Raw genomic sequence first — 12,039 nt, 5'->3', positions numbered from 1 at the left:
TCAGTCGTCGGCGAAGAGATCGGTGGCGTCGCGTAGCGCGCTTTGAATGCCCGGTTCGGATGCCGCGTGCCCGGCATCGTCGACCACGACGAACTCCGCCTCGGGCCACGCCCGGTGCAGATCCCATGCAGTCATCATCGGCGTGCAGACGTCGTAGCGCCCCTGCACGATGACGGCGGGGATATCACGGATGGCATCGATTCCGGCCAGCAGCTGTCCTTCAGCCCACCATCCGCGGTTCACGAAGAAGTGGCTCTCGATGCGGGCGAAGGCCACCGCCGTGGCATCCTCTGTCATCTCTGCGACCTTGTCCGCATCCGGGCGAAGCGTAATCGTCGAGCTCTCCCACCTCGACCAGGCCTTCGCAGCCGGCACATGCACGGCCGGGTCCGGATCGAACAGTCGGCGGTGATACGCCTCGATCATCCGGTTGCGCTCGAGCACCGGGATCGGCGCGATGAACCCCTCCCAGAGATCAGGGAAGAGCGCAGCTGCTCCACCCTCGTAGAACCACTCGAGTTCCATTCGGCGCAGCGTGAAGATGCCGCGCAGAATCAGCTCGGTGACTGCGCCCGGATGCGCCTGCGCATAGGCGAGCGCGAGCGCACTCCCCCAGGAACCACCGAAAACCTGCCACTTCTCGATGCCGAGGTTCTTGCGCAGGAGCTCGATGTCGGCGATCAGGTGCGCGGTGGTGTTGAAGCGCATATCGGCGTCGGGCGCGCTGGCATGCGGCGTGCTCGTGCCGCATCCGCGCTGATCGAACAGCACAATCCGGTACTTCGCGGGGTCGAAGAACTGCCGATGCCACGCCGCCGTGGCGCCGCCGGGGCCACCGTGCAGGAACACAACGGGCTTTCCCTCTGGATTGCCGCTGACCTCCCAGGCGATGCGCTGGCCGTCACCGACGAACAGCATTCCGGTGTCATACGGCTCGATCGGTGGATACAGGGCATCCAGATTCATAATCAACCCCCGATGAATGTCACTCCGTCAGCTACTGACGGCTCCCTCACCGTATCGCGCGGTGTGCTGCGCTCACGGGAGCCACGGCATCCTGAGACAAAAAGCCGCTCAGAGCCGACTTCCCTCAACAGCGAAAGTGTCGCAGCTGCCGAGTCCATTCTGGTACCCGCTGGCAAACCATCCCTGTCGCTGATCACTGGATCCGTGCGTCCACGACTCGGGGTTGACGAATCCGGACTGCTCCTGGATGTGATCGTCACCGACGGCCATAGCGGCGTTGAGCGCGTCGGTTAGCTGCGCTTCCGTCGGAGGCTCGAGGTAGTTTCGCCCGTCCGGGTCTTTCAGTTCGGCGACGTCGGCCAGCCACGCGCCCGCATAGCAATCAGCCTGCAGTTCGATGCGGACGCCGTTACTCTCGGGTCCGGTTCCGTTGTTCGGGTAGGCATCCATCACGCCGGTGATGTTCTGAATGTGATGGCCCCACTCATGGCCGACGATGTAGAGCTGCGCCAGTTCGCCAGCGGATGCATCGAACTGCTCCCGCATGATCTGGAAGAAGTCGGGGTCGATGTACACGCCCTGCTCAGGCGGGCAGTAGAAGGGGCCGACCGAATTGGATGCCGTTCCGCACTGCGTCGAGGTCTGCCCCTGGAACACATACAGCTGGGGCGGCGTGTACCCCTCGACGTGCTGCGCCCAGTAGTCGTCAAGCAGCAGCTGCGCCCCGGCCATCCGGCAATCGTCATCGGTGTTGGCTTGTTGGCCTGTGTCACAGGCCAACACGGTGCTCTCTGATTGCGCCGAGCTGGGGTCCTGCGTTCCGCCGCCGATGAGTCCACTCAGGTCGATGCCGAACAGGGGCCCTGCCAGCAGCGCCACGATCGCGAGAATACCGATGCCGCCGCCTCCCGCGATTGCGGCGGTCCGTCCGGGGCGACGTGTGCGGTGGCCGGAGATGTCGGCATCTGGATTGAACGTCATGCGATGAGATTACCCCTCGCTCTGGGCTTGTGCGCCCGCCAGTCGTAAGGTCGAAGAATGTCGACCACAATCACAATCACCGGTGCCGGCGGACAGATCGGCTACGCACTGCTATTCCGCATCGCCGCCGGGGAGATGCTCGGTCCCGGCGAGAAAATCAGGCTGCGACTGCTCGAAATTCCACAGGGTCTCGGAGCTGCGGAGGGAGCAGCCCTTGAGCTGCAGGACGGCGCATTCGATCTGTTGGAGCATGTCGAGGTCACTGACGATGCGGCGGTCGGCTTCGACGGATGCAACGTTGCCCTGCTGGTCGGTGCTCGGCCACGCGGCCCCGGCATGGAGCGCGCGGATCTGCTGGCCGCCAACGCCGGAATCTTCGGTCCGCAGGGCACCGCCATCGCCGAGAACGCCGCGGCTGATGTGCGGGTCACCGTGGTCGGCAACCCGGCGAACACGAACGCATTGATCGCAGCATCCGCCGCCGAAGGTGTGCCGGTCGAACGTTTCACCGCGTTGACCCGACTCGACGAGAATCGCGCTCGTGCGCAGCTCGCTCAGGTGCTCGAAAAGCCGGTCTCGAGCATCCGGTTCGTACCGATCTGGGGCAACCATTCTGCGACGCAGTTCCCCGACGTCTCCCACGCGACCGTCGACGGACGGCCCGTGCTCGATGCTCTCGCCGAGCGCGTCGGCGATGTTCGGCGCTGGCTCGATGAGACCTTCATTCCGCGGGTTGCCAAGCGCGGTGCCGAGATCATCGAGGTGCGCGGCTCATCGTCCGTGGCATCCGCAGCCAGCGCGACGATCGACCATGTGCGGGACTGGGTGCTGGGCACGAAGGAGTGCACCTCCGCCGGCGTCGTCTCGCGTGGTGAGTACGGCGTGCCCGAAGGCCTGGTGTCATCGTTCCCGGTGAATTTCGTCGACGGTAACTGGCGCATCGTCGAGGGCCTGGAGATCGACGACTGGTCACGCGCGCGCATCGATGCTTCGGTGGCGGAGCTCATCGAGGAGAGAGACGCGGTGCGGGCGCTCGGGATGCTGTAGTCCCGCCTCACCGGCTTCAGCAGCTTTGCCCCGGACAGGGCACAATGGATGCTGGAGGTGCGTTGATGAGCGATTCAACTGATCTGACGACCGGAGCAGGATCTGCCGAGGCGTTGACGAGTCCCGTGCATCTCCCGCATGTGGCGGCAGAATGCCCGAAGTGCTTCACCGAGCTGAACCAGAATCATGATTGGTGGCACGCGCGTCCGAAGGGCTCACGCCTGGTCGGACTCGTGGTTTCCCGTGAGGGGATGCCACCGGTGGTGCAGCAGCGCAATGATCTGACGCGTTTTGGCGTTCCCATCGAGGGGTTCCGGCACCCGGCGCCGGACATCCTCGAGAGCTGGAGCGATCGGCTGACGCGACTCATCGCCACGCTGCAGCAGGGCGACGTTCTCGTTGTCGCCAACGTGCACGCGCTCGGGCGCGACCGCGATGAGGAGGTGCGTACCATCACCGAACTGCGCCAGCGCGGAGTCATGGTGAAGGTGCTCAGCAACGATTCCCGCCATCTCGCCGACGCCGGACGGTAGGTTCAGCGGGCGTCTCGAACCGCTTCGTACAATCGGTCGGCCTCGGCCCGTTGCAGCGCGACCGTGGTCACGGTCGCAGGGTCCACCGGCTCGAAGGTGTCCACGAGGTCCTCTACCCGTTCAGGTGTCAGCCGGTAGGCGCGGAGACCCCCGCCCTGATCCCGGGCCATACCGCTGGGCCAGACATTCGCCTGCGCACCGGCGACTCCGATGCGCCAGCCGAAGGGCTCGAGCTCCTCGCGCACAAGGCAGAGCGCCTCGAAGGCGTCATCTGCGCGCGCTTGTGCCGTACCGAACCCTGGCGAGTGCATCTCCACGACCCACGAATAAGCGTGATCAAGCCGCCACGAAACCGTCGCATCACGTGCGATCCCCTCACGCGACACCTGGATCTTCTGTGAGCTTCGAGTCATCTGGAGGCGCCGTCTGCTCAGTCGTCCGAGTCGCTCTGATTGCGTAGCGCTTCATCGTCGAGCAGAGGAAGATCCGCGCGCGTGACGACCTGCGATGTGACCGCATATTCCACCAGACGCGCGCGACGATTCGTCGCCAGCTTGCCCGGGCCACCACGGAGGCCCTGCACACCCATCCGGTCGAGCTTGTCGCAGACGTTGTCGAGCTTGCGGTTGAACTTGCTCATCGTCCACCCCAGGCGCTTGGCTGCATCGCTGGATGACGGCAGCTCGTTCATGCTGACACCTTCACGACTCAGCATCGGCTCAGCAAGCGCCACGATGAGTTGCTTCTGCATCTGAGTGAATCGCGCCGGCATGACGGTGGTTTCGCCGCTCATCGTCGCTTCCACCTGCCGAGTCACCTCATACGGCGCCTGCTCGGTGTGCAGGCTCAACTCGTACGTCACCGGCCCCGCGGTGAATACGATCACGCTGCGCTCGAAGACGAGCGGCATCCGCGCCCCCGGCGAGAGCCAGGATTGCACGGCACCACCGGCACTGGAAACGGTCGCGGCAAGTCGCATGCCAACATTCGCCAACCACCAGAGCCCGTCGTGGTGCTGCAGTTCGAGGAAGTGACGGTGCAGGTACGGGTTGTCGTCGATCTCCAGATCGCCTTCGCGACCGATGATGAACGACTCTCCTGTGCTCAGCTCATGCCACTCGCCGGCAAACTCCAGACGCAGCAGCGATGGACTCTTCGTCGTGATCGCGTCAACGTCCACTTCACCTTCGACATCAGTCACGTAACAACCCCCCTCGGTTTCATCCTGCCACGTCGAGGGGATGCGGCCTACGAAGAAGGCAGGTCGAAGGGGCGCGCCGTTTCAGTCGAGCTTCGGGCGCAGTTCCTCGCGGATCTCCTGGTAGTTCTGCGGGGTCACCTTCCAGCGGCTCGTGTCGCTGTCCTCGAACGTGACCTCGTACTCGCCGTTGGTCCGGTCGAACTGCACGAGGATCTTCACCGGCAATGCCGCACCGGGCTTGTAATAGCTTTCGGTGTAGGCGTTCACCAGAGGCCTGACGGCCGAAGGACGCGAAGCAACCGCAGCGATCTCGCCGCTCGGCGAGTAGGTGTAGCCGTGGGTGCCGGCGAATCTGTCGCCGTCGAAGTTGATGACCATCGCCAGTGATTCCCAGCCCTCACCGGCACCGCTCATGTGCTCGATCAGGCCTCTGATCAGACTGGATATCGCATCATCATTGGGCATGGCGCTCCTTGTCGGTCCGGTCACAGGTTCGGCATACCTTCCGGTCGAACGCGGTCAAAGATCTGGCCGGCGACGTTGGCGAATTCCGGCCAATCGCGATGAATGACCTCACCGGTGGAAGGATTTCTGACGGTGTACTCGACCTCAAAACTATCAGGACGTCTCGCACCCGGCGGAGTGATGTCGATGGTGTAGTTGACTTCGTAACCCTTTCCAACCCAGTCGGCCCACTCGTTTTCCATCGTCTTCCACGCGCTGAGATTGAGATTCGCCGCTTGTGGAACGATGCCCTCATCCGGGGAATCACCGAAGAAGCGATGCGCGCCCAGGTGTCCGCCCTGGTCGCCAGGCTTCCCCTCTCGCCCGATGTTCGTTGCGTTGTCTCCGCGTGGCGAGCTATCAGGGAGCTCGGTGATCGTGCCGCGTTCCGAGATGGGTCGCCCATTCTCGCCAAAGTGCGTTGCCTTGGTGTTGCGCCCGCGGGTCGTGACGACGCCGTTGTCATAGCGATCGATGTCGTTGACGGAGCCCTTGTTGCGCTTGAGTCGCGACCCCTGGCCGCGGAACAAACCAGCGAGCTGACGCACGTGAACCGGCATGTCATCCAGCGATCTGACGATCGGGATAATGGCATCTCTTTTGATGTTTCCCATAATCAGTCTCCTGTGATGCTGAGGGTCGAAAGGTCTGCCGTCAGCTGGTCCGTCAACGTATCGATGTCGGTGGCGTGCAGTTCCAGTTCGCCCTCTGCTTGCTCGAGAGCCTGCAGGTCGGCGTAGAACTCGTCCGAGTCTCCGACGACCGACTCGACCAACGGGGCATCCAGCGCCGCAGAGATCGCCGCAGGAATGTGCTCCGCCAACGGCTCGACAACCATCGGGAGAATCTGAATCAGAACCTGTTCGATCGCAATGTCGACCGCGGCGTTGAGCAGCTTCTTCTTGAGAAGTAGCATCGGGCCGGCGCCCAGTGCCGTAAGCGGATTAGTCAACATCGGTATCAACACCATCAGCGTCGTCGATACGTCGAAGATCACCTTTCCCTTCAACCCGAAGACGACGTCTGCTGCAATATCCATGCCGGTCGGCACGGGGCCGAGCAGATCCAACAGCTTCTGCAGGTTCTGCGAACGGTTCGTGTTCCACGCGCTCACATACGCGGGACCTGCCTGTCCGCGCAACGCGAGCGCGAGGTCGCCATTGACCTTGCGGTCCACGGCCTGGATCTTCGTCTCCAGATCGCCGTGGAATACACGGATCATCTCGCTGCCTCGCCGCAGCTCATCCTCATCGATATCCGGCCACTCGAATCCGAGCTTCTCCATCACCCAGATGAGCTCATTCGGCAACATCATTCCCACGGCAAGACCTCCGCGGACGACGTTATTCGCAGCAGTCCAACTCCGCCATGGGTACTGCTTCCCATGGCGACAGGAACGGAGAGTTACTGGGCCGTTGCGTTCGGCGCCTCACCGGGAACGAAGTAGCGCAGCGGCGACAAACCAGTGCGGATGATGGCGTCTCCCGCCGCGTCGAGGAACTCGTTCATCGTCGTCACGCTGAGCTTCGTTCCGTCCGCGGCGCTGTCGGCGATGATGACGTTATCGACGACGGGGAGCAAGGTCGCTGTGCCCTTCGGCCACGCGGCAAACGTCGTCGTGACCCCTGTTTCCAGCACCTGGATCTTGGGATCGGCGAGATGAACGTCCGGGCGCTTCAGCGCGACCGACTGCGCTTCATACGCGCGCACGCTGAACAGGCGAAGCACCCGCTGGATACGCATCTCCAGCGCAGGGAACCTCTCACGCCAGGGGAACGGCGCCCACGCACCGTCAACGAGAACAATCGGGTGGCCGCTGACGAGCGGACCACCCGCTTCGTACAGCTCCTCAGCCAGGTCTAAGACACGTGCGATGCCGGCTTCGTCGTCCGAGCAGACGATCACCAGCCGGTCGCGTGACAGCACGAGCACGACTGGAGCATCCATGGGCGACGCCACAGCCAGCAGCGAGGGGTCGACAAGCAGGGATGCTGCCAGCGCCTCATCGTCGACCACGCGCACTCCCTCCACGGGCTCCGGGATCGGCGCGCTCGAAGATGCCTCCGCCACCGCATCGCTGAACGGGTGCGACCATTCCTCTGCCTGCCCCCGGGTGATCGCTGCATCGCTGCCGACTGCATCCAGCCCGACGAAGAGCTCGCCGCCGACGTACTCCACGCGAGGATGAGCGTCACCGGGAGCCGTGATCGACAGCACCCCGAGTTCGCTCGCACCATAGATGCGTGGCATTACTTTCACTCCGATGTTTCCGAACGCGCCAGTCATCAGTTGTGCCCCTCTTGGTCTGCTTTTGTCAGGTTATCGGGTGGGCTGAGATGCCCCGCCTGGATCCGGGCCGCATACAGGTCGACGACCTCCGACCAGGACCACCGTACGTCGATGCCCCGAACCGCTTTCGTGACGCGAGACTCAGACACCCAACCAGCTGGAACGATGTGCAGTGCCAGCGACATCGTGCCTTCTTCCTCGGCTCCGGCCCACACGAGCGCGAGACCGATCTTCTCCGAGTACGTCCAACAGTCCACGTGGGTGGCCCCAGCCGCGCGAAGCGCCGCGGTGTACGATCCGATGCTGTCGTTCCGTCGATCGCTGAGGTCAAGAACTCTCCAGTTCCCCGCCCAATACAGACCTGCCGCCTGCATCTGAGACGCGAACGCGGCGATCTCCTCCGACGCGACGCCAGAACCGTGCCCGCCACGCGGATCACCGCGCCACGCAAGCGGCAGCAGCTTGGCTCGCCCGCGCACAAGAATCGGATTGTTCTGAGACGCCCAACCGTCGTGCTCCGCTTCGAGCACGGCCGGCGGGAGCCCATCCGAGCGTGTCAGCAGCGTGCGCCCCTCGTACGGCAAGAGCGCGCCAGCTGTCAGCGATGCCGAACCGAAGGACGATACCGCGTCACGCCCGAGGTCCATGTCAGGGCCCATCTGCTTACTCATCGCTAAAGGCTAAACGGTCGCGGGCTTCCGGGCCATTCACCCGGGTTGTAGATCCCGTTATTCGTGCCCTTCGCGAAGTCTGGAATATCGATGACGGCCTCGGGGATGCCGCTCGGCAGGTAGCCGCCCGGAATCCACTTGTCGGGATCCGTACCGCCCTCATTGCCGGACGGCATTCGCAGGCCATCGAGTTCGTGCGGGGCGAAGTCGCGCAGTTCGATGTCGCCACCGGCAAAGAAGTTCTCCGGCAGCCCCAGTGCTTGGGCGAGTTCGGTCGGGGTTTTAGCCTGTTGCATGAGGTCGCGCAGCTGATCCGTCGGGAACACGTAGGTCGTGTTGCTGCCATCGGCCGCCATGTTGTTCCCCGGCCCGTAGCCCTCGAGGGAACCCGTCCTGTAGATGTGCGTTCCACCATTCTCGAACTGACCGAGATGCTGCTTTATGTAGTCCGCGTCGAGGTAGTCCTCCGGCTCGGGTCGTTCACCTTTGTTCCAAGCGACGATCTCGTCGGGCTCCCACGCGCCGTCGTTCTTCCAGCCGGTCTGAAGCGGATGCGTCATATCCGCAGAGTCCAGGTTCTGGACGTCGCTGTTATTGCGATTCTGCTTCTGTCCGTGTTTGCGGAACATCTCGGAGAGTTGCCGCACGTGGATCGGAACACCGTCGACCGCATCCGTCAGTGCCCTGATAGCTGCTTTTGCTTTCATCTGTCAGTCCCCCGTGATGTTCAGGCTCGAGAGATCCGCGATCAAGAGTTCGGTCAGCGTCTCCACGTCTGCCGCGTGCTGTTCCATCTCGCCTTCCGCGGACTCCAGCGCCTGCAGGTCGGCGTAGAACTCATCGGGGTCTCCCGCGACAGCCTCGACGATCGGCGCATCCAGTGCTGCCATCACGATGGCGGGCAATTCCTGCATCAGCGGTTCGATCGCCATCGGCAGAAGCTGATTCAACAGCTGCTCGACCGCGATATCCACGGCGGCGTTCAGCAGCTTCTTCTTGAACAACAGCATCGGGCCCGCACCCAGAGCCGTAACGGGATTGGTCAGCATGGCCACCAGGGAAATCATCGTCGTTGTGACGTCGACGATCACCTTCATCTTCAGCGCGAACACCGCATCGGAAGCGATCCCGGTCGCCACCGGCACTGGCCCGAGAACGTCCAGAAGCTTCTGCAGGTTCTGCGAGCGGTTCACGTTCCACGCCGAGACGTACGCCGGTCCCGCCTGACCACGCATCGCGAGCGCGAGGTCGCCGTTGACTTTCCGGTCCATCGTCACGATCTTCGCTTCGAGATCGTCGCGGAACACTCGGACGATCTCCGCGCCGCGGCGCAGTTCGTCCTCGTCAATATCCGGCCACTCAAATCCGAGCTTCTCCATCACCCAGATGAGCTCATTCGGCAACATCATCCCCACGGCACAACCTCCAGACAAGACTCTATGCGTCCGGATCGGTCCGTCGCGATGGGGAGCGCACCCCATCGCGCAGTCACGGAGCCGCTGTCCATTGCGTCAGGGCGTGGGTCAGTGATGCATCCGTTCCGCTTCTCGGCGTGACGCCCGTCACATCGCGGTCAACGATCGTCAGGCGCGGATTCATGGCGATCGGCAACGCAACAGCCGACTGCACGATGCTCGCCTCGATCTGCGCAGTCACGTCACGTGCCTCATAGACGTCGGTGGTCTGGGCGAGCCGAGCGATCAGGGCATCCCGCGCTGGTGAAGCGTCCCCCGTGATGGATGCTCCGCCCTGAGTGCCCCACTGCGCGGCGATCTGATCCGGCGAGTCAGGCACGGGCACCCGAACGATCGCGGCGTTCCAGTTGCCCTGCTCCAACGCGCCGTCGATATCGTCGCTGCCGCAGTCGGCGATGCTCCATCCAAACTCGCTGGCTGCCTCTCGCAGCGCGGTGAACGCGCCACCCGCGAACTCGCTTCCTCGGTCGTAGAGCACGCAGACGGCGGTGCCGGCAGCAAACCCGGCTGATTCGCGTTCCAGAGCAGGATCTTCCCCCGGCGTTCCCAGCGTCTCGGAAAAGCCTGAGTCCTCGTTCACGATGTCGTAGGTGCGCGATCCCGGCGCCGATACCATCGAGGTCGTCCCCGTGTACGCAGAGGTCCACGGCCCCGCGCCGCCGTCGCTCACCACCCGTATCGGCACGGCGTGCAAGAACGCGGTGCGTGTCGCGTGCTGGCTGAAAAGCCCTGCCGGATTCAGGAACATCGCCCAGACGGTGCCGTCGTGCGAGATGTCGACGACTCGATCGGTGCGCTCCAGTTCGCGCACCGTCTCGCGGTTGGCCGCGCTGGGTGCAACCTGAGCGATGTCGAGCGTGTCTCCGATCGCCGCAAGAGGTGCATCACCGGCCGGAACCAGACCGATGCGCGCGACCTGCGAGGTGGAGATCCCCCGGTACGAAGGATTCGGTACAAGCGTCACGCTCTGCCCGGCATCCGATGCCTCGATCTCATCCACGACATACGGCCCGCTGGATAGGAGCACGTCCTCCGGGGTCGAACCGTCGCCTGCGACGGTGAAGTCTTCAATCCAGACTGCCGCGATAGCCGCCAGAGAGTCCGCATCGCCTGTCTGGATCGCTTCGATGACAGCCTGCTTCGCCTCCATCGCGTCGCTGAGACCGAAGGCGCGCTGGCCGACCACATGTGCGGGAACAGGCACGGAGACGGCCTGTTGCCACTGCATCACCGGTTGCGGGAAGGTCACATCAATGGAACGGGCGAACTCATCGATACGGGGCACGGTGAGAGGGACTGCCTGTTCCGCGCCGCCCGCGTCTGTGCTCGGCGGCTCAAAATATCCGGATGCCCCGGCCCACCCGAGCAGGAGATCGGCGGCGTCGAGCGGGATGCTGTCCGACCACACCGGCTCGGTCAGGTCATAGCGCACGGTGAACGGGGCCTCGCTGACGATCGCGAGCGTGCCGAAGCCCTCGTCCGCGACGAACTCGCCGTCGATCACATCACCGAAATCGCCGCGAATCGCCTGGGCGATGTCACGATTGCCTGCTGTCGGCGAAGCCTGCGCATTGAACGAGGTAAATTCGCCGCTCCACCCGACGATGACCTCAGTGCCCGGGATGACCGATTCCGGCAGCGCCGGTGTGCACGCAGTCAGCCCGATCGCGAGCGAAACGGCGAGAAGCGCCGCCGCGCCGTGCCTGCCTCTCATTCCGCGTCGATCACGCGTAATCGAGGTCGTCTGGGTTTTCCTCAGCCAGGGCGCGATATGGCTCGCTCTCGTCACTTTCCAGCCAGGCACGAGCGTATTCCAGGAGCACCGCAGGCGAATCCTGCGCTTCATCGGCTGTGGCGAACGGCCCCAATGTGTCTTCGGAGGGTCGTTCGTCAGCGCGCACCACCGACTGAGTGGACAGGTTGTACCAGTAGCTCTGTGCTCCGCTCATGTTCCCGATTCTATTCGCCGTCGTTTGTGCAAGTCAGATGAAGGATAAAGCAGAGGCCGTGAGGCCAGTCCCCCCGGACTGGCCTCACGGCCTCTGGCAACTGCGAAGCCTTAGGAAGCGCCGCCAGCCAGCGATCCGTCAGTGTCGCGGATGACGTCTGCCATCTTGTCGAGGGCGGTGGCCATGTCGTTCACTGCCTCGGATGCGTCGTCGAGCGAGGTGGTGAGCTCTTCGTACGACGTCGAGTAGGCCTCAGAGGCATTCTCAGTCTTGAACCCGTCCTGGACGAGGTCGTCGATGATGCCCTGGAGTTCCTTCAGCGTGTCGGAGATGGTGGTGCGTCCGTCGCGCAGGCGCTGGGCTGCGCCTTCCATCTCGCTGTATGTTGCACCGAAATCATGTGCCATGAGAACTGCCTTCCGC

16 protein-coding genes are annotated in these 12,039 nt (G+C 63.6%); 2 read left to right on the top strand and 14 right to left on the bottom strand.

Annotation, left to right across the window (positions count from 1 at the left end):
• Positions 1-966, bottom strand: a complete 966-nt coding sequence (gene pip / locus ACSS7Z_RS02880; protein ID WP_438252948.1) for a prolyl aminopeptidase — start codon at positions 964-966, stop codon at positions 1-3.
• A 108-nt stretch (positions 967-1,074) separates the two neighbouring features.
• Positions 1,075-1,947, bottom strand: coding sequence for a KPN_02809 family neutral zinc metallopeptidase (gene ypfJ, locus ACSS7Z_RS02875; RefSeq protein WP_438252947.1), 873 nt, complete (start codon positions 1,945-1,947; stop codon positions 1,075-1,077).
• Between the two features lie 57 nt (positions 1,948-2,004).
• On the opposite strand from ypfJ, the gene ACSS7Z_RS02870 reads away from it, so the two are divergent.
• Positions 2,005-2,994: a malate dehydrogenase gene (locus ACSS7Z_RS02870; protein WP_438252946.1), complete on the top strand. Its 990-nt coding sequence runs from the start codon at positions 2,005-2,007 to the stop codon at positions 2,992-2,994.
• Positions 2,995-3,059: 65 nt separating this feature from the next.
• The gene (locus tag ACSS7Z_RS02865; RefSeq protein ID WP_438252945.1) at positions 3,060-3,527 is read left to right on the top strand and encodes a recombinase family protein; all 468 of its coding nucleotides are present in this window, start codon (positions 3,060-3,062) and stop codon (positions 3,525-3,527) included.
• Positions 3,528-3,529: 2 nt separating this feature from the next.
• Here the strand turns inward: ACSS7Z_RS02865 and ACSS7Z_RS02860 are convergent, their stop codons facing one another.
• The 12 genes from ACSS7Z_RS02860 to ACSS7Z_RS02805 form a co-directional block, all read right to left on the bottom strand.
• On the bottom strand, positions 3,530-3,940 hold the full coding sequence (locus tag ACSS7Z_RS02860) for a hypothetical protein (RefSeq protein WP_438252944.1): 411 nt from the start codon (positions 3,938-3,940) through the stop codon (positions 3,530-3,532).
• Positions 3,941-3,957: 17 nt separating this feature from the next.
• On the bottom strand, positions 3,958-4,728 hold the full coding sequence (locus ACSS7Z_RS02855; RefSeq protein WP_438252943.1) for an FHA domain-containing protein: 771 nt from the start codon (positions 4,726-4,728) through the stop codon (positions 3,958-3,960).
• Positions 4,729-4,809: 81 nt separating this feature from the next.
• On the bottom strand, positions 4,810-5,193 hold the full coding sequence (locus ACSS7Z_RS02850; RefSeq protein WP_438252942.1) for a hypothetical protein: 384 nt from the start codon (positions 5,191-5,193) through the stop codon (positions 4,810-4,812).
• A 20-nt stretch (positions 5,194-5,213) separates the two neighbouring features.
• The gene (locus tag ACSS7Z_RS02845) at positions 5,214-5,846 is read right to left on the bottom strand and encodes a DNA/RNA non-specific endonuclease (RefSeq protein WP_438252941.1); all 633 of its coding nucleotides are present in this window, start codon (positions 5,844-5,846) and stop codon (positions 5,214-5,216) included.
• A 2-nt stretch (positions 5,847-5,848) separates the two neighbouring features.
• Positions 5,849-6,547, bottom strand: coding sequence for a hypothetical protein (locus ACSS7Z_RS02840; protein ID WP_438252940.1), 699 nt, complete (start codon positions 6,545-6,547; stop codon positions 5,849-5,851).
• 89 nt (positions 6,548-6,636) lie between these two features.
• Positions 6,637-7,482 (bottom strand): hypothetical protein, encoded by an 846-nt coding sequence (locus tag ACSS7Z_RS02835; protein WP_438252939.1) that lies wholly within the window; start codon positions 7,480-7,482, stop codon positions 6,637-6,639.
• A gap of 35 nt (positions 7,483-7,517) precedes the next feature.
• Entirely contained in the window at positions 7,518-8,192 is a 675-nt protein-coding gene (locus ACSS7Z_RS02830) for a hypothetical protein (protein ID WP_438252938.1), read from the bottom strand.
• Positions 8,193-8,194: 2 nt separating this feature from the next.
• The gene (locus tag ACSS7Z_RS02825; protein ID WP_438252937.1) at positions 8,195-8,899 is read right to left on the bottom strand and encodes a hypothetical protein; all 705 of its coding nucleotides are present in this window, start codon (positions 8,897-8,899) and stop codon (positions 8,195-8,197) included.
• A gap of 3 nt (positions 8,900-8,902) precedes the next feature.
• Positions 8,903-9,601 (bottom strand): hypothetical protein, encoded by a 699-nt coding sequence (locus ACSS7Z_RS02820; protein WP_438252936.1) that lies wholly within the window; start codon positions 9,599-9,601, stop codon positions 8,903-8,905.
• Positions 9,602-9,680: 79 nt separating this feature from the next.
• Entirely contained in the window at positions 9,681-11,381 is a 1,701-nt protein-coding gene (locus ACSS7Z_RS02815; protein ID WP_438252935.1) for a periplasmic substrate-binding domain-containing protein, read from the bottom strand.
• A gap of 10 nt (positions 11,382-11,391) precedes the next feature.
• A complete protein-coding gene (locus tag ACSS7Z_RS02810) occupies positions 11,392-11,616 on the bottom strand; it encodes a hypothetical protein (RefSeq protein ID WP_438252933.1) in 225 nt (74 codons plus the stop codon).
• Between the two features lie 110 nt (positions 11,617-11,726).
• The gene (locus tag ACSS7Z_RS02805; protein WP_438252931.1) at positions 11,727-12,023 is read right to left on the bottom strand and encodes a WXG100 family type VII secretion target; all 297 of its coding nucleotides are present in this window, start codon (positions 12,021-12,023) and stop codon (positions 11,727-11,729) included.
• Positions 12,024-12,039 lie beyond the last annotated feature (16 nt).

Source organism: Microbacterium wangyouchuni (genome assembly GCF_051546305.1).
GTDB lineage: Bacteria > Actinomycetota > Actinomycetes > Actinomycetales > Microbacteriaceae > Microbacterium.
Note: the sequence above shows the minus strand (reverse complement) of the source record. Positions and strands in the feature narration are given on the sequence as shown.

Coding starts and splice junctions, on each gene's coding strand:
- ACSS7Z_RS02850 (WP_438252942.1), bottom strand. CDS start 5,193: ATGCCCAATGATGATGCGATATCCAGTCTGATCAGAGGCCTGATCGAG.
- ACSS7Z_RS02815 (WP_438252935.1), bottom strand. CDS start 11,381: ATGAGAGGCAGGCACGGCGCGGCGGCGCTTCTCGCCGTTTCGCTCGCG.
- pip (WP_438252948.1), bottom strand. CDS start 966: ATGAATCTGGATGCCCTGTATCCACCGATCGAGCCGTATGACACCGGA.
- ACSS7Z_RS02810 (WP_438252933.1), bottom strand. CDS start 11,616: ATGAGCGGAGCACAGAGCTACTGGTACAACCTGTCCACTCAGTCGGTG.
- ACSS7Z_RS02820 (WP_438252936.1), bottom strand. CDS start 9,601: ATGATGTTGCCGAATGAGCTCATCTGGGTGATGGAGAAGCTCGGATTT.
- ACSS7Z_RS02860 (WP_438252944.1), bottom strand. CDS start 3,940: ATGACTCGAAGCTCACAGAAGATCCAGGTGTCGCGTGAGGGGATCGCA.
- ACSS7Z_RS02845 (WP_438252941.1), bottom strand. CDS start 5,846: ATGGGAAACATCAAAAGAGATGCCATTATCCCGATCGTCAGATCGCTG.
- ACSS7Z_RS02835 (WP_438252939.1), bottom strand. CDS start 7,482: ATGCCACGCATCTATGGTGCGAGCGAACTCGGGGTGCTGTCGATCACG.
- ACSS7Z_RS02840 (WP_438252940.1), bottom strand. CDS start 6,547: ATGATGTTGCCGAATGAGCTCATCTGGGTGATGGAGAAGCTCGGATTC.
- ACSS7Z_RS02830 (WP_438252938.1), bottom strand. CDS start 8,192: ATGAGTAAGCAGATGGGCCCTGACATGGACCTCGGGCGTGACGCGGTA.
- ACSS7Z_RS02865 (WP_438252945.1), top strand. CDS start 3,060: ATGAGCGATTCAACTGATCTGACGACCGGAGCAGGATCTGCCGAGGCG.
- ACSS7Z_RS02805 (WP_438252931.1), bottom strand. CDS start 12,023: ATGGCACATGATTTCGGTGCAACATACAGCGAGATGGAAGGCGCAGCC.
- ACSS7Z_RS02825 (WP_438252937.1), bottom strand. CDS start 8,899: ATGAAAGCAAAAGCAGCTATCAGGGCACTGACGGATGCGGTCGACGGT.
- ypfJ (WP_438252947.1), bottom strand. CDS start 1,947: ATGACGTTCAATCCAGATGCCGACATCTCCGGCCACCGCACACGTCGC.
- ACSS7Z_RS02870 (WP_438252946.1), top strand. CDS start 2,005: ATGTCGACCACAATCACAATCACCGGTGCCGGCGGACAGATCGGCTAC.